Genomic DNA, 25,644 nt, shown 5'->3' on the forward strand with positions numbered 1-25,644 from the left:
AAGAATCCTATGGCACACCAGAAGCAAACTGTTGCCGAAGTTTTGGAAGAAGCCTCTCAACGTACCGTAACGGGCTCACATGCCCTGATGCTGGCGTTACTGGCCGAAGGAGTGGATACCATTTTCGGGTATCCCGGTGGAGCAATCATGCCTACCTACGACGCCCTATACGATTACCGGGACGTCCTTCATCATATCTTGGTTCGCCACGAACAGGGAGCCGGTCACGCCGCACAGGGCTACGCCCGGATGCAAAATCGGGCGGGTGTTTGTCTGGTAACCTCCGGTCCCGGAGCGACCAACCTGATGACACCCATCTGTGATGCCCTGCTCGATTCAACGCCGATGGTGTGTATCATTGGTCAGGTATACAATAAGCTGCTGGGGACGGATGCTTTCCAGGAAGCGGACGTAATTGGGATGACGATGCCCATTACGAAGTGGAATTATCAGATTACCAGTGCCGATGAAGTGCCGGAAATGATTGCCAAGGCCTTTTATATCGCCCAAACGGGTCGCCCCGGACCCGTTGTGCTGGACTTTACCCGGACGGCCCAAATGGAGTTAATGACCCGACCCTTTTCGTACCACAAGTGCGAAACGATGGTGAGTTATAAACCCCGGATGGTACCCAAGGACGATCAGTTAAAGGCGGCAGCCGAATTGATCAATCGGGCTAAGAAACCGTACATTCTGGCAGGCCACGGGATTACGCTCGCCAAGGCTGAAGCGGAACTAAAAGCCTTTACCGAAAAGACGGGTATTCCGGTAGCCGCGACGTTATTAGGCATGTCGGCCCTTGATGCGGACCATCCCAATTACGTAGGCTGGCTGGGTATGCACGGCAATTACGGGCCGAACGTCCTGACCAATCAATGTGACCTGTTGATCGCCATCGGTATGCGTTTCGACGACCGCGTAACGGGTGATTTGAGTAAGTACGCCACGCAGGCCAAGGTCGTTCACATCGAAATTGATCCGGCTGAAATTGATAAAAATATCAAGGCAACGGCTCCGGTCGTAGGGGATGCCAAAGAGGCTCTCAAAGCCCTGTTACCCCTGGTAGAAGAACGTACCCACCCCGAATGGCGGGATGAATTCCGCAAGTATGATGCCGTTGAAGACGAGAAAATCACGCGGGCTACGCTTTTCCACGAAGGCAACGAAATCAAGATGGGTGAAGTCGTACACCTGATTTCGGAAAAAACCAAAGGTGAAGCCGTTGTCGTGACCGACGTGGGACAACACCAGATGATTGCCAATCGGTATTACCGCTTCAAAAAGCATAATTCGGTGGTAACTTCCGGTGGTGCAGGTACCATGGGCTTTGCCCTGCCGGCGGCCATTGGAGCCAAACGCGGAGCACCCGATCGTGCGGTTGTAGCCTTCATCGGTGACGGTGGTTTTCAGATGACGCTTCAGGAGCTGGCGACGATCTGGCAGGAAAACCTGAACATCAAAATCGTCATTCTCAACAACAACTTCCTGGGCATGGTACGCCAGTGGCAACAGTTGTTCTTTGACAATCGCTACAGCTTCGTAGATATCAAAAACCCGGATTTCGTAACCATCGCCAAAGGTTTCCACATTGAAGGCCATACCTGCCGCGACCGGTCAGCCCTGAGCGAATCGTTGGACACGATGCTGAATCACGATGGCCCTTACTTGCTGGAGGTGATTTGCGAGAAGGAGGAAAACGTATTCCCGATGGTTCCCGCCGGGCAGGCCGTTGATAAAATCCGCTTAGAGTAGGACTTCGTTGTTGTTGGTGATCAGTTATTAGTTGATGGTAAAGAACTGATAACGATTAACCAACAACTATCAACCCAATACTACGATGACTAATTACACCATATCCATATTTACAACCAATACGGTAGGTTTGCTAAACCGTATTACGATTGTCTTCACGCGTCGTCGGTTGAATATCGAATCGCTGACGGTTTGTGAGACCGAGCGGAAAGGCGTATCCCGCTTTACCATTGTACTGAAATCTGAAAGTCGCGAATCCGTTGAAAAACTGGTACGCCAAATTCGGAAATTAGTCGATGTACTGGCGGTGTACGGGTATCTGGACGAAGACATCGTCTTTCAGGAGACAGCCCTGTTCAAAATCTCAACGCCGCTGGGTGGTCCTCAACTCGACATTGAGCGGGTAAATAAGGACTTCAACGCCTGGGTGGTACAATGGGGGACGGATTCGGTCGTCATCGAAAAATCGGGTACGGAAGCCGAAATCATGGAGTTCTACCATTATATCAAACCCCAGGGTATTCTGGAGTTCGTCCGTTCCGGCCGAATCAGCGTATCCAAGGAAGAAAAAGGCCTGGTCGAATACCTGCCTTCGGAAGGAGTCTGGGAAATCGCATAAGCGTTTAGCGTTTTGGGTTTGGCGTTGATGCGTTATTGAACGCTAAACCCCAAACGCTAGACTCTAAACCCAAAGAGTTTTTACAATTTTATTATCCTCAAAATTCAATCAAAATGGCAAAGTTGAACTTCGGCGGACTCGAAGAAGAAGTAGTAACCCGGGAAGAATTCCCCCTCGAAAAAGCCCGTGAAGTACTGAACGAAGAAGTAATTGCAGTCATTGGCTATGGTGTACAAGGACCTGGTCAGGGACTGAATATGAAAGATAACGGCTTTAACGTAATCGTAGGTCAGCGGAAAGATTCCAAGACCTGGGACAAAGCCGTAGCCGATGGATGGGTTCCCGGTGAAACCCTCTTCGAAATTGAAGAAGCTCTCGAGAAAGGTACCATCATTTGCTACCTGCTTTCTGACGCCGCTCAAATCGCCCTGTGGCCTACGGTGAAAGCTGCTCTGAAGCCTGGCAAATCTCTTTATTTCTCACACGGTTTCGGTGTAACGTACAAAGATCAGACGGGTATCGTTCCTCCCGCTGACGTAGACGTATTCCTGGTAGCCCCCAAAGGTTCCGGAACGTCCCTGCGTCGTTTGTTTGTAGAAGGAAAAGGTCTGAACTCCAGCTTCGCCATCTACCAGGATGCTACCGGTAAAGCCCGCGAAAAATGTATCGCTATGGGGATCGGTGTAGGTTCAGGTTACCTGTTCGAGACGGATTTCTACAAAGAAGTAACCTCTGACCTTACGGGTGAGCGTGGTACGCTGATGGGTGCTATTCAGGGGATCTTCGCGGCTCAGTACGAAGTACTCCGCGAAAACGGTCACTCGCCTTCAGAAGCCTTCAACGAAACGGTAGAAGAGCTGACCCAATCGCTGATGCCTTTAGTGGCTGAAAACGGTATGGACTGGATGTACGCCAACTGTTCGACGACGGCTCAACGCGGTGCTCTGGATTGGTGGAAGCCCTTCAAAGAAGCAACCAAGCCCGTATTCGAGAAACTGTATAACTCCGTAAAATCAGGTGAGCAGGCTCAGATTTCGATCACCCGTAACTCACAGGCTGATTACCGCGAAAAACTGGAAGTAGAACTAGCCGAACTCCGCGAATCAGAAATGTGGAAAGCTGGTGCTACCGTACGTAGCCTGCGTCCCGAACGTAGCTAGTTCTTAGTTTACAGTTTTCGATTTTTAGTTTTCAGTTAGGGTATGGGCCGCATTTTCTACAAGTGACGATTCTTTTCAAACTGAAAACAGTAAACCGAAAACTCAAAACTCTTGGGTGAATGAGTGAATGATGCCATTCGTTCATTCACCCTTTTTCGTACCAGTGCCTTTTAAATAATACAAGCCTTACTTCAAAAACAGCCCACAGAAAACCGCTAAGGCGGTTGCTGTATACTTCCCTATCCAACCTCCCCGTTATAAAACGTATTATCATACTATTGTGAATACCCCGGCACAGACGTTAGCACGTCGCATAGAAGAGAAGATGAAAGAAACCGTTGATTCCCCGACGCTATTCCCCCAGCTTGACGACATATTTCTTGCCGCCGAACGACTCCGCAAAGTAGTAACCCATACGCCGCTGACGGTGAATTTGAACCTGTCCGCGAAATTCGGAGCGAATGTATACCTCAAACGGGAAGACCAGCAGATTGTACGTTCCTACAAAATTCGTGGAGCCTATAACTGCATGGCCAAACTCCCTGCCGAAGCACTGGCCAAGGGCGTAGCCTGTGCCAGTGCCGGAAATCACGCTCAGGGCGTGGCGTACGCCTGTCACAAAATGGGCGTGAAGGGGACGATTTTCATGCCCAGCACCACGCCCAACCAGAAAGTAAAACAGGTAAAACTCTTTGGGCGGGACGAAGTAGAAGTAGTACTCACGGGTGATACGTTTGATGATGCCTACGTAGCGGCCCGGGCCTTCGAACAGCAGCAGGGAGCAACGTTCGTGCACCCCTTCGACGACCTGGGGGTTATGGAAGGACAGGGAACGGTAGGACTGGAAATCTTCAAAGATGCCGACTTTAAAATTGATTATGTCCTCTTCGCCATCGGTGGCGGCGGACTGGCTTCGGGCGTGGCTACGGTCTTCAAACACCTTTCTCCGCATACGAAACTGATTGGTATTGAACCGGCTGGTGCGGCGTCCATGCGGGAGGCACTCAACCACGGGAAGATCGTAACGCTGGATGATATTGACAAATTCGTTGATGGAGCCGCCGTCAAACGGGTAGGGGAGATGACCTTCCAGATATGTCAGGAACTACTTGATGATGTGATTACCATTCCGGAAGGCAAAGTGTGTACCACGATCATGCAGTTGTACAACGAAGAAGCCATCGTAGCCGAGCCCGCCGGAGCACTGAGTATCGCTGCTCTGGATTTTCTAAAAGATGAGATCAAGGGTAAGAACGTGGTCTGTCTGGTCAGTGGCGGTAACAACGACATTACCCGGATGGAAGAGATCAAAGAACGCTCGCTCCTGTACGAAGGATTAAAGCATTATTTCATCATCCGGTTTCCGCAACGGGCCGGAGCTTTCCGGGAGTTTTTGAATGTACTCGGTCCCAACGATGACATTACTCGATTTGAATACGTGAAGAAAACCAATCGCGAACAGGGCCCCGCTATTGTCGGTATCGAATTAAAATCAAAAAGTGACTTTTCTTCCCTTATTCACCGCATGAATGAAGCAAAAGTTATTTATGAATACCTGAATGATAAGCCAGATTTGTTTGGGATTTTAGTATAACTTATTTCAAAGGAAGGTATAATAGAATGGGAATTCTATATTTTTGTTTCCATTCTATTAGCCTAACCTTATATGTTTCGTCCATTTCTACTTACTGTAATTTTATTGTTGAATACTGGCTATGTATTCGCTCAAAGTACTTTCCAAAAAGGATATATCGTAAAATCCGCCGGCGACACTTTAGCCTGTTATATCCAGTATCAAGACTGGTCCGATAGCCCCGCCGAAATTCGAATCAAACGGGATTTAACGCAGAAAGAAGAAATCATTAGTGCGGTTTCGTATAAGGCATTTTATATAGCGAAGGAAAATCAGTTGTATAAATCGTATACATTGAATCTTCTGTACGTAAGCGAAGATGTTTACGCGACTAAACCGGATACGTACTTTCAGCAAACGTTATTTCTACAACAGCTCTGGAGTGACCAGAAAATCAGCTTGTACTACGCTAGAAGTGATAAAGACGGAAGAATCCGTTTTTTTATTGAAGAAGGACCTTCTTTCTATGAACTGATCAACTATAGTTTTTACCGGCAAAAGGAAGGACAAAATTATCGCGTAGCGGTACAGGAGTACAAGCAACAGCTAGAACAATTGACGGCTGATGTTGCCAATTTTTCAATGACTTCTCCCATTTATGCGAGCCGTTATCTAATCAACTACTTACAGGCTTATCACGATAGAAAATATACGGCAGAGCCCGTTAAATTTCGGTTGAAAGATGAAAAGTCTACGTTTTATGTGGGCCTCAATGCCGGTCTTGAACGTTTGAATATTAGTGATTTAAGCCAAGGAAAAAATCAGGCTTCTGTCGGTGTATCGGCACGCGTCAATTTCCCCCGAAATCATCAACAGATGTACGCGAAGATAGCTTTTCATAGAGCTTCAAAAATAGTGGTACTGCAAGAAGAAACCCGTAGACCCGTGGATAGTAATTTAAAAACGATCGAAATACTGGCTGGCCAATACTTAGGCGGGGGCAAAATCCAACCTTTTTATAACGTAGGATTAGTAATTTTTTCAAATAAAATTGCTACTACCGGCATTCTTACACCGGGTGTTGGGGTTAGTTTTAAAAAACGGCTCGAATTGGAAGTATCACATTTTAGTCGCTTGTTTTTCAAGATGGGCCAAGAGGAAGCTCCATTTCTTATTCCTCCCCGAATTTCCCTTAACTACTATATTAAACTTAATGGTCCTAATAAACTATTTTAACTGATTTTGAATTGTATACTAGTAGTGAAGAACCCGAAAGGAGGCGATTTTTAATATGAATACTGTATCCGAATTACGGGAACTGGCGGTTCGTCTGACTGCTTTTCCCACCGAAGAAGAAAAATTAGAGTTTTTACATCGGCAGTTAGCTGCGTTTTCGAACCTTTCCCCCGAACAGCAAACCCGCCAGCTTCTGGAATGGGAAGCGTTCCACGAAAAAGAACATCAGGTCGTTGAGAAGCCTCTTCCCAACGCTGAAAATAAAAATGCAGCGTAATTAGTTTGAGGATGTGTAGGGTTTGAAAAGTTGAAAGTAGGCCTGTATCGGCCCATTTAGGCTTTTTTTGAACTTTACACATCCTCAAATCTTTTCAAACCCAATCAAACTTTACGTCCAGTGCTTCGTGTCCCCACTTTCATGCATGTCAATGAATTTGAATCGCTCAAGATTCAGGACATGACTTTTGTGGCCTACCGTAACCAGGATCCGCCGCTCCGTAACGAGGTTTTCTTCGAAGAACATGCGGTGATTTTTGTACTGGAAGGCGAGAAGCGGTTTTTAGCTCCCGAGGGCGAGACGCGGGTACGCAAGGGCGATGTAGTGTTTATTCGTCGTGGCTATTACTTCATGCAGGAAGCACTCGACCGGGCCTATCGCAGCCTGGTCTTTTTCTTTCACGAGAAGCTGTTAAAATCCTTCGTTGAGCAGCATATCGAACTGGTTTCTGGTCCGCTTCAGGAACGGGAAATTGATAACCCTTTACTGGTGTTTGAAGGAAACCCCAGCTTAAGTGCTTTTGCCGATTCCATCTTTCCGTATTTCCAGCGTCCTACGCCCTTTCTGAATCAGTATCTTCGACTCAAATCGCACGAACTCTTACTCTTACTTTTCGAAAACGACGTTACGGGACAGTTAAAAGCCTTTTTGCACAGTTTGTACATTGGCGAGAAGCTGGATCTGGAGTGGTTACTACAAAGCTATTATCTCAAACCGTTGTCGGTGGCTGAACTGGCTCGTTTGTCCGGACGTAGTCTTTCCGTATTTAAACGGGATTTCGAGAAACAGTTTGGTACCAGCCCCGCCGCCTGGATTCGTAAGAAACGACTTGAACACGCCGTATTCTTACTGGAGAATACCAGCAAAAACGTTTCGGAAATCAGTTTTGAGATTGGATACGAGAGCGTATCCCACTTCATTAAGGCTTTCAAAGAGCAATACGGCTCAACGCCCAATTTATACCATCGAACCAAAAACGCTATCGTTTGAACGTTTGCCGATACCCACTTGCTCAATAAATCTCCCAATTTTGTAGCGTATTAGTTAGCCTAATCCAACAATGAGCAATACCCCTCAAACATTATTCGATAAAATCTGGGACAACCACGTCGTGAAACGCCAGGAAGGTTATCCCGACGTCGTGTTTATTGATCGTCACTTCATTCACGAAGTGACAAGTCCTCAGGCCTTCGACGGTCTTCGCAAACGTGGAGCGAAAGTCTTCAATGTGAATCGCACGACGGCAACTGCCGATCACAACGTTCCTACGAAAGATCAGCACCTGCCCATCCGTGAAGCGTTGTCTCGCCATCAGGTAGAGAAACTTCGCGAAAACTGTAAGGAATTCGGTATTGAACTCTACGACTTGTTACACCCATTCCAAGGCATCGTACACGTCATCGGACCCGAACTGGGCATTACGCAACCCGGCATGACGATTGTGTGCGGTGATTCGCATACCTCTACGCACGGAGCGTTTGGAAACGTAGCGTTCGGGATTGGTACTTCGGAAGTAGAGCAAGTACTGACGACGCAATGTATCATTCAGTCGAAGCCTAAAAAGATGCTGATCGAAGTCAACGGTACGCTCGAAAAAGGCGTAACGGCGAAAGACTTGATCTTGTATATCATCGCTAAAATCTCAGCTGCCGGAGCTACGGGCTATTTCGTGGAATACGCTGGAGAAGCTATTCGGAACCTGACGATGGAAGGTCGGATGACGGTCTGTAACATGAGTATCGAGATGGGTGCTCGTGGCGGTATGATTGCCCCCGATGAAGTAACCTTTGCCTATTTGAAAGGCCGTCGCTTTGCTCCGCAGGGCGAAGAATTTGACCGTAAGGTAGAAGCGTGGAAGGAACTGAAAACCGACGAAGGAGCCCAGTTCGATAAAGTACTGACTTTCGACGCGGCGGACATCAAGCCCATGATTACGTACGGAACGAACCCGGGTATGGGGATCGGCGTAACGGATCACGTACCGACGCTGGAGGAAATTCCAACGACGGAACAGCCTTCGTTTGAAAAGTCGCTGAATTACATGGGCTTAAAACCGGGCGAAAGCCTGTTAGGGAAAGCCATTGATTATGTATTCATCGGCTCCTGTACCAATGCCCGTATTGAAGACCTTCGCGAGGTTGCGGAATTTGTCAAAGGAAAGCAAAAAGCCAGTGGTATAGAAGTCTGGATTGTTCCGGGTTCGAATCAGGTGGCGGAGCAGGCTCGGGCCGAAGGTCTCGACAAAGTATTTGAAGGAGCGGGTTTTGAATTACGCGGTCCCGGATGTTCGGCTTGCTTAGGCATGAACGAAGACAAAGTACCCGCCGGTAAATACGCCGTGAGTACCTCCAACCGAAACTTCGAAGGTCGCCAGGGACCGGGAGCCCGCACGTTACTGGTCTCTCCACTGACGGCTGCCGTAGCAGCGGTGACGGGTAAGGTAGGCGACGTTCGGGAACTGGTGTAAAACTAGTTGTTCGTTAATGGTTGTTTGTTATTAGCTGGATTAACGGTACTTCGTTGTTCTGCTACATTCAACCTGCAAGTGTTAACGAACGATGTCTTATACTGCTTACACTGAACTAACTATTTGGAAGGAATGCCGAAAGTTAACGGCCGAAGTATATCGGGTTACCAGGAATTTTCCTAAAGAAGAACTTTTCGGATTGACCAATCAAATTCGTCGCTGTGCGGTGTCTATCCCTTCTAATCTTGCAGAAGGTTGTGGACGAAATCACGCCAAAGATTCAATACAATTTTTCTTCATTTCCAGAGGGTCGTTGTATGAACTGGAAACGCAGATTTATATCGCCAGTGACCAGAATTACATTCCTGAAAGTGAGGTAAATGCGTTGTTGTCTCAATTGTCAATTTGTAAAAAACTTCTCAACGGATTCATTAAATACTTTGAGCAACTAAAAAGACAAACAACAGACAACGAACAACCAACAACAAAATGAAAGAGACAATAACCACATTGACTTCACAGGCGGCTCCGCTGCCGATTGAAAATATTGATACGGACCAGATTATTCCGGCTCGTTTTTTAAAAGCTACCACCCGCGAAGGTTTTGGCGATAATCTTTTCCGGGACTGGCGGTACAACGCAGATGATACGCCGAAAACGGATTTCGTATTAAACGATCCGACTTATAAGGCCGCCCGGATTTTGGTGGCGGGTAAGAATTTCGGCATGGGTTCCAGCCGGGAGCACGCCGCCTGGGCTATTCATGATTACGGCTTCAGCGTGGTCATTTCGAGCTTCTTTGCGGATATTTTTCGGAATAACTCGCTGAATAACTTTGTACTGCCGGTACAGGTTTCGGATGAATTTCTGGCTAAAACCTTTGCTGTGATTGAAGCCGACCCGTACGCTCAGATCACGGTCGATCTGGAAAACCAGCAGGTGACCTTACCTGACGGTACGGCTACTGCATTCGATATCAACCCGTACAAAAAGAACTGCCTGATGAATGGCTACGATGATATCGATTACCTGATCTCGTTGCGGCCGGAGATTGAGGCGTTCCAGGCAAGTCAAGTTTAACCACTGAGTAACACAAAGTATGGCACAGAGTCTCACGGAGTTAAATGTGATTTCACGCCAGATTCTGGCCTGTGCCTACCAAGTTCATACGGCTTTAGGCCCTGGCTTACTCGAGAGTGCCTACAAAGAATGTTTGGCTTACGCTCTTACAAAAAGTGGGCTTTTTGTGGAAAAGGAGAAAGCAATGCCTTTGGTGTACAAAGAGATCAGGCTTGAAGTTGGTTATCGAATTGATCTTTTGGTTAATCAGCAAATTGTTCTGGAATTAAAATCAGTTGAAGCTTTAACGGAAGTGCACCTCGCTCATATTTTAACCTACATGCGACTGGGTAATTACAAACTGGGTCTGTTACTGAATTTTAACGTAGCGAGCCTAAAAAATGGAATCCGGCGAGTTGTACTTTAAGCAATTACTCAGCGTAACTCTGTGTAAAACTCTGAGGTACTCTGTGGTGAATCAAACCTTTACATGGCAAGTAAACATATTCTCGTAATTCCCGGTGATGGGATTGGTCAGGAAGTGACCGAAGTATCGAAACAAGTCGTCGAAGCCATTGGCCAGAAATTTGGTCATGCCTTTACCTTTGATTACGCCCTCATCGGTCACGCCGCTATCGAAGCAACCGGACAGCCGCTGCCCGAGGAAACCATCGAAAAATCCAAAGCTTCCGATGCCATCCTCTTTGGAGCCGTGGGACACCCCAAATACGATAACGATCCTTCCGCCAAGGTACGCCCCGAGCAGGGATTGCTGGGTATTCGTAAAGCCCTGGGCCTGTACGCGAACCTGCGACCCATCAAATTATTCGACGAATTACTGGAAGCGTCCAGTATCAAAGCCGAGATTCTTCGCGGAGCGGACATCCTGTTTTTCCGGGAACTGACGGGGGACATTTACTTCGGTGAAAAAGGTCGTCAGGATGAAGGCGATACGGCGTACGATATTGCCAAATACAGTAAGTACGAAGTCGAACGCATTGCCCGGAAGGCTTTCGAAGCAGCTCGTACCCGCAATAAAAAACTTTGCTCGGTAGATAAAGCCAACGTACTGGAAACCAGCCGCCTCTGGCGGGAAGTGGTTCAGGAAATTGCTAAAGAATATCCCGACGTAACGGTAGAGCATCAATTCGTCGATTCGGCGGCGATGTTGCTCATCAAAGATCCCCGCCGGTTCGACGTGGTACTAACGGCTAATTTGTTCGGCGATATCCTCACGGATGAAGCCAGTCAGATTGCGGGTTCCATGGGTATGCTGGCTTCGGCCTCCATCGGTGATACCGTAGGGTTATACGAGCCCATTCACGGTTCAGCCCACGATATTACGGGTAAAGGCGTGGCCAACCCGCTGGCTTCAGTACTGTCGGCGGCCCTGATGCTGGATATTTCGTTTGGGATGAAGGAAGAAAGCGAAGCCATCATTGCTGCCGTAGACGGTGTACTCAAAGATGGTTTCCGGACGGGCGACATCGCTGATGCTCAGACCGACCGGGCCAAAATCCTGGGTACGGAAGCTATGGGAGCCGAACTGCTCAAGCGAATCTAAACCGGGCAATCACCGATTACGGAAGCGAAAAGGCTTAAAAAGCACGGGTATCAAACACCAAATTATTTGCCTGAATCAAAATTCCGGCTATTTTTGTCCTCACAATGGAAACCGCCTGTGTTATGTTTGCCAAGACACTCAACCTTTCTCTTCTTATTCTCGGCCGTACGCTTTGAGAACGGGAGTTGGTTGTAACCATACTGAACCCTTTCTCAAGTGCTTGAGAAAGGGTTTTTTTGTTTGCGATTTCCAATCAGACTTTGCTAAGGAGTCCCCGCTACTTAGTAGAGAATGCCTAACCAAGGAGTTCATTCACGATCACACTGTTTACTTATGAGCCAAAGAATTCAAATCTTCGACACCACGCTGCGTGACGGCGAGCAAGTGCCCGGATGCCAATTAACTACGGAAGAAAAAGTAGTAATTGCCAAGGAACTTGAGCTGCTCGGAGTGGATGTTATTGAGGCTGGTTTTCCCATTTCCAGCCCTGGGGACTTTCGGTCAGTGGAGGAAATCTGTAAGGCTGTAACCGAGCCTACGGTTTGTGGACTTACCCGGGCTGTAGAGAAAGATATTGAAGTAGCGGCTGAAGCTCTCCGGTACGCCAAACGCCCCCGGATTCACACCGGCATTGGTTCATCGGATGTACACATTCTTCATAAGTTTAACTCTACCCGTGATCAGATTCTCGAACGCGGTGTGCACGCAGTTAAATACGCGAAGAAGTTCGTGGAAGACGTGGAATTTTACGCCGAAGATGCAGGACGGGCCGATCTGGAATTCCTGGCTCGCCTGACCGAAGGCGTGATTGCGGCGGGAGCTACGGTTGTAAACTTGCCTGATACGACCGGTTATCTGTTGCCCGAACAGATGTACAACCGCATTTCCTACCTTTTTGAGAATGTGTCTAACATTCACAAAGCCACGATTTCTATGCACTGCCACAACGATCTGGGACTGGCAACGGCGAACACGCTGGCCGGAATCCGGGCGGGTGCTCGGCAGGTAGAGGTAACCATCAATGGCATTGGCGAACGGGCGGGTAATACGTCGCTCGAAGAAATCGCCATGGCCTTGAAAGTACATAAAGACCTGGGCTTTGAAACGGGAATTGATTCTTCGCATCTGTATCCTTTGTCGAAACTTGTATCTGGAATGATGCGGATGCCCGTTCAGGCAAACAAAGCGATTGTGGGACGCAACGCGTTTGCTCACTCGTCAGGTATTCACCAGGATGGACATTTAAAGAATTCGTCGAATTACGAAATTATCAATCCCGAAGACGTAGGTGTACCTAGCTCGGAAATCATTCTGACGGCTCGTAGCGGCCGGGCTGCCCTGCGTCACCGTCTGCAATTGCTTGGCTTTAAATTTGAAAAACTGGATTTGGATAAACTTTACGAACGCTTTTTGTTAATGGCAGATGAACGTAAAATGATCCACGATCAGGATTTAATGGAACTGGTAGGATAATCTACTGATTAAAGTATCTCTGATAAAAGGCCTATACTCTCCAGTATAGGCCTTTTTTAACTTTTAACGAGCCTAAATTATCCTTGGGTAGAGTTATTAAAAAATTTCAATAAGATTATCTGAATATAAAATTATACTATAGTGGCAAAAGCATATATTTGACTTTAATTACTTCTGAATTCTATGTATGAAACGTATAGCTACAAACTCTCCGGTAGAAGAATTATACTTGTGGAGAAAATTTATTACAGGTGATCCCTTAGCTTTTCAAGAACTTATTGTTTCTAACTATCGCTCGCTTGTTCAGTACGGAACCCGCTTTTGCCGGGACCAGCCTTTCATTGAAGATGTAATTCAGGACCTGTTCATCTACCTCTGGGAGCATAAACAGGACTTAAGCGACACCCCTGCGAACGTTCGTAATTATTTATTTAAAGCATTCCGTAACCGCATACTTTTCGAACTCAAGCAGCAACACCGTTTTACGGAATTGCCCGAAACGGATGACGAAGGAAGCGAGCTCTATGTGCCCTGCGTGCAGGACATGCTTCTGCACTTAGACTCTGATACGGAAGTAAAGCAGCAGATTTCGGGATTGATGGCTCAATTACCCGAACGCCAACGCGAGGCCCTGTTTTTAAAATACTACCAGGATTGTGAGATTCAGGAGATTGCTGACATCATGGGCATCAACCGCCAGTCCGTATCCAACCATTTACAGAAAGCCATGACTTTTTTACGGCATCACTGGAAAAGATCCTTCGTCACTTCCCTCATTACCAGCATTTTCACTGCCTTTTTATTGTAAGTACTCCTATCTACCCGGCCGTACCATCCTTCATAAAAAAAGAAGGAGAGGACTGGACATGCATTCTCCAATAAAAAAAATTAAAAAATTCCTATTCTGAGAGGGTATAACGCTATTCGTTTTTCCTAATCAGGATGGAGGCCTTCTCCTACTTTAATTATTCCATGGATAGCTATAATCATTTCAAGGCGGAAGATTTCTTAGAAAACCCCTCATTTCGAGCGTGGGTGTATGGTAAATCTTCCCCGGCAGAAACCGATTACTGGAACCAATTCTTACGTGAATACCCGCAGGCGGAAGAAGCCATCCTGGAAGCTAAAGAATTGTTATTGACACTGGTTGAGCCAGAAGTGATTTTGTCAGAAGAATATATACGCGAACGCTCGCGGCGTATTCTTGAGCATACGAAACCCTTACCAATAAAGCGTAGCTTTTGGCGGTGGGGTGGGAGCATGGCTGCCGTGCTAGTGTTGGCTGCCGGACTCGGAGGGTGGTTGATCTGGAAAAACCAGGCTACCCTGCATCAGCTTCCGGTGAGCCAGAGTAAATCCTTAATAAAAGATTCCAAACACTGGGATGAGGTTATCAATGAAAGTCAGCAAAGTCGTTTGGTTTTATTGCCCGACGGAAGTTCAGTCGTGTTACAGGCCCAAAGCCAAATTGCTTTTCCCAGAAAGTTCGAGGCTGATAAACGGGAAGTAGTATTAATGGGAGAGGCTTTCTTCGAGATCAGGAAGAATCCCAAACAACCCTTCTTCGTAGAAGCGAATGAAGTAATCACCCGGGTTACCGGAACAAGCTTTACCATACGGGCCTTCGAAGCCGCTGATCAGGTAAAAGTGACCGTAAAAACGGGGACAGTTGCCGTATTCAAGAAAGCTCAGCAGGAAGTAAGTGCTCAACTTGTGCGACCCAATCAGCAAGCCACGTTTGAACGTCAGAACCAAAAGCTGTCGGTTAGTGGAAGTCCATTGCCGGAACTGACCGTACTAGAAAAAGAGCCCTTTACCTTCGTTCGTACGCCTATTAGCAAAGTATTTCAGGTACTGGAAAAAAATTACGGAGTAAAAATCAAGTATGATTCTGAATTGATGAGGCATTGTACCTTATCAGCGGAGCTGGGAGATAAGCCGGTGCTGGAGAAACTAACGCTGATCTGTGCCGGGATAGAATCTACCTACGAGTACCAGAATGGAGAAGTAACAATTCATAGTAAAGGTTGCCATTAATTCTACGTTATCCCTTGATCCGAACAAAGCCTATGTAGCACACTAACTCCTTTATGAAAAAAGCCCCCGATGTTCCCGCATCGGAGGCCCGTACCCTCCCCTTCAGTCTTGCAAAACAGTCATCCTCCCAAAAAGGATGAACAGGGGATTCTTTGTCTAATGGTTATTAAACCTTTCAAATTTATGCAAAAATTTTTCCACTCAAACAAACTGCTGTACGACCTTATGAAAGTCAGTCTTGTACAGTTTTTCATGGCAGTAGTGTTTGTAGGTGCAAGTCATGCTCACGAGAGCTCGGGGCAGGAAATCCTTAACCAACGAGTTACTATTGCTGTTAAAAATCAGGATCTGGAAAGCGTACTTTCCAGACTGGCCAAAATTGCAAAAGTTCACTTTCTGTACAGCCCGGAATTAGTTGAGGCAGACCGTAAAGTAAACCTCACCCTGCATAACCAGACGATTGGCTCAGCCTTGCAGGAGTTACTGAATCCGCTGGCACTGACCTATCAGGTGATGGGTGAACAAATCATCCTGAAACGCAAACCCGCTTTAGGACTCGTAGCCAGTGCATCAACGCCTGCTGAGAACAAAGCGGAAGAAACAGAAATGCCCGTTGCTCCGGTAGATGTTACCGTGAAAGGGGTTATTCTGGGTGACGACGGATTGCCGCTGGTAGGCGTAAGCGTCCAGGTGAAGGGAACCACGATTGGAACGACCAGTAAAGCGGACGGATCGTATCAGCTGACGGTACCAAACTCGGAATCGGTACTGATTTTCAGTTACGTAGGCTTTATCAAGCAGGAAATTCCAGTAGGCGATAAAACGACGATTGACGTACGCTTACAAAGCGATACGCAGGCACTTTCGGAAGTCGTTGTCGTTGGATACGGCGAGCAGAAAAAGGAGACGGTAACGGGTGCAGTAACGACTGTTAAAGGTACGGATCTGGTGAAATCACCTGCGGTCAACCTGACTAACTCGATTGCGGGTCGGATGCCTGGTGTGATTGCTGTACAACGAAGTGGCGAACCAGGTTACGATGGAGCAGGGATCCGGATTCGGGGTACGAACACGCTGGGAAATAGCGACGCTCTGATTGTAGTCGATGGAATTCCGGCACGGGCGGGCGGTTTTGACCGGATCAACCCAGCCGATATCGAAACGATTTCCGTTTTGAAAGATGCTTCGGCTGCGATTTACGGAGCCCGGGCTGCGAACGGGGTTATCCTGATTACGACCAAACGCGGTAAATCAGGTAAGCCTGAGCTATCGTATTCGTTTAACCAGGGTTTCTCTCAGCCAACCGTTATTCCTAAACTGGCGAATGCTTCGCAATTTGCTGAGATGCGGAATGAACTGGAAGTGTTCAACTTGCCCGCCAACGAATGGCGTAACGCTACGGATGCCTTCCGTTCGACGGGAAGTTATACCCGTCCGGATGGATCTGTAAAAGCAGCTCCTTATAAGCCGGAAGATTTCCAGAAATTTGCCGATGGTTCGGATCCCTGGTTTCACCCCAACACGGATTGGTTCGGAGATGCATTGAAGACCTGGTCTCCACAATCTCGCCACAATGTTCAGTTGAGCGGAGGAACCGAAAACGTGAAGTATCTGACTTCGATCGGGTATCAAAACCAGGATGCGTACTACAAAAATTCAGCGACGGGTTACAAGCAGTACGATCTGCGTCTGAATCTGGATGCCAACATTAACAAGTACGTACACGTCAACCTGGGTAGCATTGCTCGTCAGGAAAGCCGTCGTTTCCCAACCAAATCAGCCGGTACCGTTTTCCGGATGCTGATGCGGGGTCTGCCTACGCAACCGGCTTTCTGGCCGAATGGCATGCCTGGTCCAGATATTGAGAATGGTGAAAACCCTGTAGTAATCACTACGAATCAGACGGGTTATGACCGGGATACGCGTTACTACTGGCAAACCAATGGTTCGATCGATATTAAAATCCCTGGTGTAGAAGGCCTGAAATTTACGGGAACGGCTGCCATTGACAAGTATATCCGTCAAACCAAACGCTGGGAAACGCCCTGGTATCTGTACACGCATCAGGGAGCCTTCGAAAGCGATGGAGTAACGCCAGTCTTAGTACGTGGAAAACGCGGTCCTGCCGAACCTCGTCTGTCGCAGGGCAATGAAGATCAGCTGAACATTCTGTTGGGCGGAATCGGAACCTACGAACGCAAATTTGGGGATCATGCCGTGACCGTACTGGCCGGGGTGAACAAGGAAACCATCCGCAACGACAACTTCAGTGCATACCGTCGTTACTTCATCTCTACGGCGATTGATCAGCTTTTTGCTGGCGGTGATCTGGAGCGTACCAACAACGGGGGTGCCTGGGAACGGGCTCGTTTGAACTACTTCGGACGGGTTGCCTACAACTATAAAGAGAAGTATCTGGCCGAATTCCTATGGCGGTATGATGGTTCGTACATGTTCCCCGAACAAACCCGTTACGGATTTTTCCCGGGTATCATGGCGGGCTGGCAGATTTCAGAAGAAAACTTCTTCAAGAACAACGTCAACTTCGTGAATTACCTGAAGCTGCGGGCTTCTTATGGTCAGATGGGTAATGACCAGATTTACTACGATAACACCCTCCAGGAGTATCAGTACTACTCAACGGCCGGTTTTGGTACGTATGTCATCAACAACCAGTTACAGAAGACCCTGTTTGAATCTCGCGTACCTAACCCCAACATTACTTGGGAGGTTGCCAATAACTCAAATATTGGTTTGGAAGGTCAGTTATTCAACGGAAAAATCAACTTCGAGTTTGAGTACTTCTATAACAAACGGACGAGTATCCTCTGGCGTAAAAACGCTTCGATTCCTCAAACGACTGGTATGAAGTTACCCGCTGAAAACATCGGTAAGATGCAAAACACCGGGTTTGAATTCAAGGTAGGTCACTCCGGTCAGAAGGGTGATTTCCGGTATAACGTAAGCTTCAACGGAGGCTATGCGAAGAACAAGGTTCTGTTCTGGGATGAAGCCCCAGGATCTCCCGTATATCAACGTACAACCGGAGCCCCTTTAAATGCCTACTTGTTCTATGAGTACGATGGCGTCTTCAAAGATCAGGCGGATATTGATGCTACGTTGAGTCGTGTAGATTACTCAGCCATTAGCAACACGATACGTCCTGGTGATATGAAGTATAAAGATTTCAACGGAGACGGTAAAATTGATCCGGATGACCGCGTAAGAGGCAAGAGAAACACCATTCCTACCTTGCAGGGTGGTCTCAATGGATCATTCAACTACAAGAATTTCGACTTATCCATTCTCTTCCAATATGCGACTGGAGCCCAATTGTTCGTAAGTACGGGTGAATCGGGTAGTATCGGTAACTACCTGCTGGACGTGTATCAGCACCGTTGGACGGTTGATAATCCAAGTAGCGTATATCCCCGGATCGCAGACCGTAGTGATCAGTACTACACCAAGAGTGATGATAACAAAAACTCCTACTGGCTGCGGAGCTCCGATTACATTCGTCTGAAAAACTTAGAATTAGGCTATACGTTGCCTTCTACGCTCAGCAAACAGATCGGTATGAATGCGGTACGATTCTATGTAAATGGTCTGAACCTCTTTACGGTTGATAAGCTGAAAGTGTACGATCCGGAAGCGGATAACACTACGGGTCAGTATTATCCTCCTGCCCGCATTATCAACACGGGTTTATCCATCACATTCTAAGGTAAGCTAGGGTACGGTTGCTGCTGAACCGGTAACCGTACCCCGCATCGAAACGAAATAAGACTATGAAAAAATCGATTCAAAAACTGGGTTTCGTTGCAGTGGTCGCTCTGATGGCTTCCTGTAACGGGGACTTTGTGAATAAACAGCCGCTGGGAGAGGTCGTATTGTCAACGGTTTGGCAAGATGCTCCCTTGGCTGAAGCATTCGTTACGGATATTTACAATGGGTTTGGTCAGGGCGGCTTCAACGAACAGATGCTGGCCTCCTTAACCGATGAAGCCCTATTTACGCACCCTGGTCGCGGTATTAATACCTTTACCGAGGCCCGTTCTAATCCGGCTGATATTGGTTGGGTGAATAATACCTATGCATGGGGCGACATGTATACTCGCATTCGGGCCTGTAACCTGGCGATTGAAAACTTAACGAACCCTCAGTTTAATGATCCTACTTTGGCGACTCGCTTACTGGGTGAAGCCAAGTTCATGCGGGCGTATTACTACCAGCAATTAACCCGTTACTACGGCGGCGTACCGATTATTGATCGGGCCTATAAATTAGGCGAAGCCGATTATACAGTAACGCGGAACACCTACGAAGAGTGCGTCAACTTCATCACCAAAGATCTGGATGATGCAGCTACGGCACTCAAAGGAAAATCCATGCTTCCCGGTCGTGCCAACGAAGCCGCCGCTCTGGCTCTCAAGTCGCGAGTACTGCTTTACGCCGCCAGTGATTTACACGATATACCTACGGCGAAAGCCAAATCAGCAACGATTGCTGCGTTTGCCAAACCTGAAATCTTAGGGTACATAAGTGGTAGTCGGGCCGATCGCTGGAAGAAAGCAAAAGATGCCGCCAAAGCCGTACTCAATCTGACTTCGTACGGCTACGAGTTGAATTTGTCCGCTCCGGTTTCTAAAGACCAGGGTACCACCAATTACATCAACGTATCTACTGCTAAAAACGGCGGCGAAAAGGATTTGATTCTGGGCCGTTACTTCATTGACTTGAAAGAAGAGGATGGAGCCTGGGTAGGTCGTAACAACGGGCCCAACGGTTACCACAACTGGGCCGGTAACGCTCCGCTTCAGAATTTGGTGGATGATTACGAAATGATGGATGGTAGCAAGTTTGACTGGAGTGATCCTTCGAAAGCGACAACGCCTTACCAAAATCGTGACCCTCGTTTCTACGGCACCATCCTCTACGACGGAGCCCCCTGGAAACCCCGTCCTTCGGATGTAGCGGGTAAAGATCCCAACAACCAGATTCAGACGGGCCAATATCAGGTAACCAACGCTAGCGGAGCTGTCGTTGCGGCAGCGGGTCTGGATACACGTCAAAGCTCCGTAGAAGACTGGAACGGATCGCGTACGGGTTACTATATGCGGAAGTTCATCGATCCGAACCCGGCAATCGTGGATCAGAATACGCGTCAGCAAATTCCTTGGCCCTTGATCCGCTATACGGAATCACTGCTTAACTACGTCGAGGCTTGTATTGAACTGGGCGAAGATGCCGAGGCTAAAACCTACCTCAACAAAGTACGTTTCCGGGCGGGTATGCCTGCCATTACCGAAACAGGTAGTGCCCTGCGGGAGCGTTACCGCAACGAGCGTCGCATAGAAATGGCTTACGAAGAACAACGCTACCACGATGCCCGTCGCTGGATGATTGCTCCGGCAACTTTAGGCGAGCAGGCTCAGATCATTCAGATTACGGGTACGCTCAAGGCTGGTAAAACGGTAAGCATTTATAAGTACGATCCGAACAATTACAATTATAAATACCAAGTAACGAACGTCGATGTTGGTATTGAAAACCGGAAGTGGCTCGACAAGATGTACTTCATCCCCATTAGCCGGGATGAGATTAACCGGAATAGTAAGTTAATTCAAAATCCTGGTTACTAGTAGTTTACCAGGATAAAGGAGTATTTCGAAAATAATCTACGTCTGGACAGGCGTAGATTATTTTCATAAAATAGGCTCTGGATAAACCCTGAAAGTGGTCCATCCCCGGACGTTTTTTGTATGGCCCCCAAACCATCAATCCCCTCATGAATCGAATTATACCGCTTAGCCTTTTGGTGCTTCTGCTGGCTTGTCAGCAGAAAAGCGAGAAGGAAGTAATCCAGACTAATACAGGCTCTACCTTATTTAAAGAATTAACCACCGATCAGACCCACGTTGATTTCAGTAATACCTTAACCGAAGGACTGAATACCAATATTTTAATGTATGAATACTTCTACAACGGTGGGGGGGTAGCCGTTGGCGATTTAAATAACGATGGTCTGGAGGATCTTTACTTCACGGCCAACATGACGCCCAACAAACTGTACCTGAATCAGGGGAAACTACAGTTTAAAGATATTACGGACGCTTCCGGAGCCGCTGGACGTCCAGGCCCCTGGAAAACGGGCGTCACGATGGCCGATGTCAACGGCGATGGCAAACTTGATATTTATGTATGCTATTCGGGCAGCGTCGCTCCCGAGAATCGTACCAATCAGCTGTTCATCAATCAGGGTGTGGACGGCAATGGAATACCGCAGTTCAAGGAATCAGCCCGTGAATATGGACTGGATAGCCCCGCCACGAGTACGCAGGGCGTATTTTTCGATTACGACAAGGACGGCGACCTGGATCTGTTTCTGCTTAATCACAACCCCAAATCCTTACCCGTACTTGACGAAGCAGCTACAACTGATTTACTGAAAAAAGAAGACACGTCGGCGGGTTCACGGCTGTACCGGAACGATACCAATCATTTTATCGATATAACCGCCAAAGCGGGTATCCAGAGTACGGCCCTGTCTTATGGATTAGGAGCGGGCGTTGCTGACATTAACGGCGATGGCTGGCTCGATCTGTACATTGGCAATGACTATACCATTCCCGATTTTCTGTATATCAACAATCACAACGGCACCTTTACCAATCAGATTCAGAAGCAACTGCAACACACGTCCCATTTTTCGATGGGCAACGATATAGCCGACATCAACAATGATGGTTTCCCGGACATTTATACGCTGGATATGCTGCCCGAAGACAACAAACGGCAAAAGCTACTGATGGCTCCGGATAACTACGAGAAATTCGACCTGAATCTGCGTTCCGGTTTTTACTATCAGTACATGCGGAACATGCTTCAGCTTAACAACGGAAACGGGACCTTTAGCGAAATTGGTCAGCTTTCGGGACTGTCGAATACCGACTGGAGCTGGGCTTCCCTCTTTGCCGATTACGATAATGATGGCTGGAAAGATCTGTTCGTGACCAACGGCTTTCCCCGCGACTATACCAACCTGGATTTTTCGAAATACATGGGTGATTTCATGAAGAATCGTCAGGGGAACATTCACCGTCAGGACGTACTGAATCTGGTCCAGCAAATTCCGGCTTCTAACGTAAGCAATTACCTGTTTAAAAATAATGGCAACCTGACGTTCTCAAACGTCAGTGCGACCTGGGGTGTCAATCAGCCACTGAACAGTAACGGAGCCGCTTTTTCGGATCTCGACAATGACGGTGATCTGGACTTAGTCATTAACAACATCAACCATACGGCGAGTCTGTACGAAAACCAGTCGGATCGGAAGCACCATTTTCTGAACGTAAAACTTGAAGGCAAGCCCGGCAATACCCAGGGAATTGGAGCGAAGGTCATGATTACTGCGAAGGGACAACGACAGTACCTCGATCAAATGCCCACGCGGGGGTATCAGTCGAGCGTATCTCCCGTACTGCACTTTGGTCTGCAAACAGCTACTCAGATTGATTCGCTGACGATTACCTGGCCCGATGGTTCGCAGGAAACCAAAACGGCTCTAAAAGCCGACCAGCTACTAACGCTCAAACAGAAGGATGCTGCAGCGGCTAAAATCCGTACTACAGCTCCCGGTTGGTATCAATCCGTACCCGCACCCGTAGCGTTTCAATCGGCATCTACGTCACTAAATGATTTCAAACGACAGCCTTTATTGGTTAATCCCCTGTCTTTTTCCGGGCCTTGTCTGGCAAAAGCTGACGTAAACGGAGACGGTAAGGAAGATCTGTTTGTCGGCGGCGGCAATGGTCAGGCGGGCGTACTATTTCTGCAACAGGCGAACGGGAAACTCAGTAAGAAACAGAGCTTCAATACCGTAGGCGAAGACGCGGATGCCCTGTTTTTCGATGCCAACCGCGACGGCTTTCCCGATTTATACCTCGTTAGCGGCGGATACGGTGACCTGATGCCGGAAGATCCCCGTTTACAGGATCGACTGTATCTGAACGATGGCAAAGGGAATTTCACCAAGGCGACGGGAGCTTTACCCACGCTTCCGGGTAGTAAAAGCTGCGTACGGGCGGCCGATCTCAACGACGATGGGGCTCTGGATTTATTCGTAGGTGGTCGGGTGATTCCGGGCCGATACCCCGAAACACCGCCGAGTTTTCTACTCATCAACGATGGCAAGGGACATTTTAGCGATCAAACCGCAAAGCTGGCCCCGGCACTGGCTCGCATGGGTATGGTGAGCGATGCCGCCTGGCTGGATTTGAATCAGGACCAGAAACCGGATTTGATTTTGGTAGGTGAGTGGATGCCTGTTACGGCTTTTGTGAGCAATGGTAGTACCTGGACGGATCAGACGAGTACCTACTTCCCGAAAGCCTATCGGGGTTGGTGGAATAAATTGCTGCTAGAAGATATCAACGGCGATGGCCGAATGGATCTACTCGTTGGGAATCAGGGACTCAATACGCAATGCAAAGTTTCCGATCGCGAACCCGCTGAACTGGTCTATAAGGATTTTGACGACAACGGATCCATCGATCCGATCCTTAGTTTTTACATCCAGGGCAAAAGCTATCCCTACGTAACCCGCGATGAACTCCTCGACCAAATCAGTATGATGCGGACGCGTTTTCCGGATTATAAAAGCTACGCCGAAACTACACTCACGGATATTTTCACACCGGAAGAATTAGAAGGAAGTACGAAACTATCGGCTAATACGCTGAAAACAACCCTCTTTGTTCGGACCGCTAAAGGCAATTTCCAGGAACAAGCCTTGCCCATTCAGACTCAAATGGCTCCCGTATTCACGATTACTAGTTTGGACTTTGATCAGGATGGTAAAAAGGATTTGCTGCTCTGTGGAAATGTGAACAAAGCCCGGCTGCGTTTTGGCAACTGCGATGCCAATTATGGCGTCTTGCTGAAAGGAAATGGAAAGGGACAATTTCAGTACGTTCCGCAGCAACAATCCGGTTTTGCCTTACGCGGCGACGTACGAAGTGTATTGCCTTGGGGCAATCAACTACTCATTGGAATCAATCAAAAAGGCTTGCAAGCGTACCAACGGCGATGAAATACTGGTTTATACTTTGCTTCCTGGTGGGCTGGTCCTGTACGAAAAAAAAGGAAGCGGAACTAGCCCCGGCCCAGATTACCCACGTCATCGAGGAAATGACGGAGACCATGATTCACGATGTGACGAATCCACCGCTGGCGGCTCGATTTTTCTCGTATGCCTGCCTGTCGGGATACGAGGTACTGGCTCAGCATGATTCGTCGATGCGTAGTATGCACGGCGTTTTGAACGGCTTTCCCGTTATTCAGAAACCCAGCGAGATCCCCGAACATTCCGTATCTCTGACGGCCTTACTAGCCATGATGGAGACGGCTCAGAAAATGCAGCCTTCGGGGAAACGACTGGCCCAGTACGAAACCCATTTTCTGGATTCCTGCCGGACGGCTGGTTATTCGGAAGAAGTACTAAACGGGTCGAAAGCCTACGCTCAGGCCATTAGCAAACAAATCCTGGCCTACGCTAAAGCCGATCGCTACAACCGGATCAGCAATTATCCCCGGTATCAGACTCGCACAGGCGACGGTTTCTGGTATCCCACACCGCCGGGCTATTTCGCTCCGGTCGAGCCGTACTTTGCAACCGTCCGTTCGTTTACCCTGGATACCTGTTCGCAGTTCAAGCCTGCTCCGCCAACACCGTATTCGACCGACCCGAAGTCGGCGTTTTATCGGATGATGCAGATCAATTATGCGGATAAGCTACCCGACGAACACAAGCAAATCGCGGCTTTCTGGGATTGCAACCCCTTTGCACTGGAAGACAACGGCCATTTGATGGTGGGTATGAAGAAAATATCGCCGGGGGCTCATTGGCTGGGTATTACGGGTATCGCCTGTCAGAAGGCCAAGGTGAGTTTTGCTCAGGCGTTGAAGATTCATACCGTCGTGGCGATTACGCTAACGGACGGATTCATCTGTTGCTGGGATGAAAAGTACCGCAGCAACCGGATTCGCCCCGAAACGGCCATTCGCAAGCTTATGGACCCGCACTGGCGACCTTTCCTGCAAACGCCGCCTTTTCCCGAATACCTGAGTGGTCACTCGACGATTTCTTCGGCGGCGGCTGTGGTCCTAACCCATTATTTCGGTGATCACTTTGCGTACACCGATACCGTGGAAGAACCCTTTGGTTTGAAGGCCCGCTCGTTTCAATCCTTCCAGCAGGCCGCTGATGAAGCAGGCATGTCTCGTCTGTACGGAGGCATTCATTTCATGGATGCTATTACGGAAGGCCGGGAGCAGGGATTGAAAGTAGGTACCTGGGTTATTCAAAGAGTCGAAGGAAAACGCGAACTAGTCGCAAGTAATTAGCCATTTAACCCGAATTGCGTAAG

19 protein-coding genes are annotated in these 25,644 nt (G+C 48.0%); all 19 read left to right on the plus strand.

What is annotated here, in order from left to right; genetic code table 11:
- Positions 1-9: 9 nt before the first annotated feature.
- The 19 genes from ilvB (at position 10) to BWI97_RS17065 (ending at position 25,621) form a co-directional block, all read left to right on the plus strand.
- Complete coding sequence (gene ilvB, locus BWI97_RS16975; RefSeq protein WP_094815161.1) at positions 10-1,752, plus strand: biosynthetic-type acetolactate synthase large subunit; 1,743 nt, start codon at positions 10-12, stop codon at positions 1,750-1,752.
- Positions 1,753-1,837: 85 nt separating this feature from the next.
- Positions 1,838-2,371 (plus strand): acetolactate synthase small subunit, encoded by a 534-nt coding sequence (gene ilvN / locus BWI97_RS16980; RefSeq protein ID WP_094815159.1) that lies wholly within the window; start codon positions 1,838-1,840, stop codon positions 2,369-2,371.
- A 113-nt stretch (positions 2,372-2,484) separates the two neighbouring features.
- Entirely contained in the window at positions 2,485-3,531 is a 1,047-nt protein-coding gene (gene ilvC, locus BWI97_RS16985; protein ID WP_094815157.1) for a ketol-acid reductoisomerase, read from the plus strand.
- Between the two features lie 325 nt (positions 3,532-3,856).
- Positions 3,857-5,125: a threonine ammonia-lyase IlvA gene (ilvA, locus tag BWI97_RS16990; protein WP_102202004.1), complete on the plus strand. Its 1,269-nt coding sequence runs from the start codon at positions 3,857-3,859 to the stop codon at positions 5,123-5,125.
- Between the two features lie 72 nt (positions 5,126-5,197).
- Positions 5,198-6,340, plus strand: coding sequence for a hypothetical protein (locus BWI97_RS16995; protein ID WP_102202006.1), 1,143 nt, complete (start codon positions 5,198-5,200; stop codon positions 6,338-6,340).
- Between the two features lie 55 nt (positions 6,341-6,395).
- Complete coding sequence (locus BWI97_RS17000) at positions 6,396-6,617, plus strand: hypothetical protein (RefSeq protein WP_094815151.1); 222 nt, start codon at positions 6,396-6,398, stop codon at positions 6,615-6,617.
- 141 nt (positions 6,618-6,758) lie between these two features.
- Complete coding sequence (locus tag BWI97_RS17005; RefSeq protein ID WP_369826599.1) at positions 6,759-7,607, plus strand: AraC family transcriptional regulator; 849 nt, start codon at positions 6,759-6,761, stop codon at positions 7,605-7,607.
- Between the two features lie 70 nt (positions 7,608-7,677).
- Positions 7,678-9,084, plus strand: coding sequence for a 3-isopropylmalate dehydratase large subunit (gene leuC, locus BWI97_RS17010; RefSeq protein ID WP_094815146.1), 1,407 nt, complete (start codon positions 7,678-7,680; stop codon positions 9,082-9,084).
- Positions 9,085-9,175: 91 nt separating this feature from the next.
- Complete coding sequence (locus BWI97_RS17015; protein WP_102202010.1) at positions 9,176-9,577, plus strand: four helix bundle protein; 402 nt, start codon at positions 9,176-9,178, stop codon at positions 9,575-9,577.
- Positions 9,574-10,164 (plus strand): 3-isopropylmalate dehydratase small subunit, encoded by a 591-nt coding sequence (gene leuD / locus BWI97_RS17020; RefSeq protein WP_102202012.1) that lies wholly within the window; start codon positions 9,574-9,576, stop codon positions 10,162-10,164. Before BWI97_RS17015 ends, leuD begins: the two co-directional genes overlap by 4 nt.
- 19 nt (positions 10,165-10,183) lie before the next feature.
- The gene (locus tag BWI97_RS17025) at positions 10,184-10,570 is read left to right on the plus strand and encodes a GxxExxY protein (RefSeq protein ID WP_102202014.1); all 387 of its coding nucleotides are present in this window, start codon (positions 10,184-10,186) and stop codon (positions 10,568-10,570) included.
- Positions 10,571-10,633: 63 nt separating this feature from the next.
- A complete protein-coding gene (gene leuB, locus BWI97_RS17030; protein WP_094815143.1) occupies positions 10,634-11,707 on the plus strand; it encodes a 3-isopropylmalate dehydrogenase in 1,074 nt (357 codons plus the stop codon).
- A gap of 333 nt (positions 11,708-12,040) precedes the next feature.
- A complete protein-coding gene (locus BWI97_RS17035; RefSeq protein ID WP_094815142.1) occupies positions 12,041-13,180 on the plus strand; it encodes a 2-isopropylmalate synthase in 1,140 nt (379 codons plus the stop codon).
- A gap of 187 nt (positions 13,181-13,367) precedes the next feature.
- Positions 13,368-13,988, plus strand: coding sequence for an RNA polymerase sigma factor (locus BWI97_RS17040; RefSeq protein ID WP_102202016.1), 621 nt, complete (start codon positions 13,368-13,370; stop codon positions 13,986-13,988).
- Between the two features lie 164 nt (positions 13,989-14,152).
- Complete coding sequence (locus BWI97_RS17045; protein ID WP_158242779.1) at positions 14,153-15,217, plus strand: FecR family protein; 1,065 nt, start codon at positions 14,153-14,155, stop codon at positions 15,215-15,217.
- A gap of 225 nt (positions 15,218-15,442) precedes the next feature.
- A complete protein-coding gene (locus BWI97_RS17050) occupies positions 15,443-18,940 on the plus strand; it encodes a TonB-dependent receptor (protein WP_369826600.1) in 3,498 nt (1,165 codons plus the stop codon).
- Between the two features lie 65 nt (positions 18,941-19,005).
- Positions 19,006-20,859 carry a RagB/SusD family nutrient uptake outer membrane protein gene (locus BWI97_RS17055; protein WP_102202019.1) on the plus strand — a complete coding sequence of 618 codons (1,854 nt, stop codon included), beginning with the start codon at positions 19,006-19,008 and terminating at the stop codon, positions 20,857-20,859.
- 146 nt (positions 20,860-21,005) lie between these two features.
- Complete coding sequence (locus tag BWI97_RS17060; protein ID WP_102202052.1) at positions 21,006-24,308, plus strand: VCBS repeat-containing protein; 3,303 nt, start codon at positions 21,006-21,008, stop codon at positions 24,306-24,308.
- Positions 24,305-25,621 (plus strand): vanadium-dependent haloperoxidase, encoded by a 1,317-nt coding sequence (locus tag BWI97_RS17065; protein ID WP_102202021.1) that lies wholly within the window; start codon positions 24,305-24,307, stop codon positions 25,619-25,621. The genes BWI97_RS17060 and BWI97_RS17065 overlap by 4 nt, the downstream gene beginning before the upstream one ends.
- Positions 25,622-25,644: the final 23 nt, after the last annotated feature.

Source organism: Siphonobacter sp. BAB-5405, assembly GCF_002872335.1.
In the GTDB taxonomy this organism is placed as follows: Bacteria; Bacteroidota; Bacteroidia; order Cytophagales; family Spirosomataceae; genus Siphonobacter.

Coding starts and splice junctions, on each gene's coding strand:
- ilvB (WP_094815161.1), top strand. CDS start 10: ATGGCACACCAGAAGCAAACTGTTGCCGAAGTTTTGGAAGAAGCCTCT.
- ilvN (WP_094815159.1), top strand. CDS start 1,838: ATGACTAATTACACCATATCCATATTTACAACCAATACGGTAGGTTTG.
- ilvC (WP_094815157.1), top strand. CDS start 2,485: ATGGCAAAGTTGAACTTCGGCGGACTCGAAGAAGAAGTAGTAACCCGG.
- ilvA (WP_102202004.1), top strand. CDS start 3,857: ATGAAAGAAACCGTTGATTCCCCGACGCTATTCCCCCAGCTTGACGAC.
- BWI97_RS16995 (WP_102202006.1), top strand. CDS start 5,198: ATGTTTCGTCCATTTCTACTTACTGTAATTTTATTGTTGAATACTGGC.
- BWI97_RS17000 (WP_094815151.1), top strand. CDS start 6,396: ATGAATACTGTATCCGAATTACGGGAACTGGCGGTTCGTCTGACTGCT.
- BWI97_RS17005 (WP_369826599.1), top strand. CDS start 6,759: ATGCATGTCAATGAATTTGAATCGCTCAAGATTCAGGACATGACTTTT.
- leuC (WP_094815146.1), top strand. CDS start 7,678: ATGAGCAATACCCCTCAAACATTATTCGATAAAATCTGGGACAACCAC.
- BWI97_RS17015 (WP_102202010.1), top strand. CDS start 9,176: ATGTCTTATACTGCTTACACTGAACTAACTATTTGGAAGGAATGCCGA.
- leuD (WP_102202012.1), top strand. CDS start 9,574: ATGAAAGAGACAATAACCACATTGACTTCACAGGCGGCTCCGCTGCCG.
- BWI97_RS17025 (WP_102202014.1), top strand. CDS start 10,184: ATGGCACAGAGTCTCACGGAGTTAAATGTGATTTCACGCCAGATTCTG.
- leuB (WP_094815143.1), top strand. CDS start 10,634: ATGGCAAGTAAACATATTCTCGTAATTCCCGGTGATGGGATTGGTCAG.
- BWI97_RS17035 (WP_094815142.1), top strand. CDS start 12,041: ATGAGCCAAAGAATTCAAATCTTCGACACCACGCTGCGTGACGGCGAG.
- BWI97_RS17040 (WP_102202016.1), top strand. CDS start 13,368: ATGAAACGTATAGCTACAAACTCTCCGGTAGAAGAATTATACTTGTGG.
- BWI97_RS17045 (WP_158242779.1), top strand. CDS start 14,153: ATGGATAGCTATAATCATTTCAAGGCGGAAGATTTCTTAGAAAACCCC.
- BWI97_RS17050 (WP_369826600.1), top strand. CDS start 15,443: ATGAAAGTCAGTCTTGTACAGTTTTTCATGGCAGTAGTGTTTGTAGGT.
- BWI97_RS17055 (WP_102202019.1), top strand. CDS start 19,006: ATGAAAAAATCGATTCAAAAACTGGGTTTCGTTGCAGTGGTCGCTCTG.
- BWI97_RS17060 (WP_102202052.1), top strand. CDS start 21,006: ATGAATCGAATTATACCGCTTAGCCTTTTGGTGCTTCTGCTGGCTTGT.
- BWI97_RS17065 (WP_102202021.1), top strand. CDS start 24,305: ATGAAATACTGGTTTATACTTTGCTTCCTGGTGGGCTGGTCCTGTACG.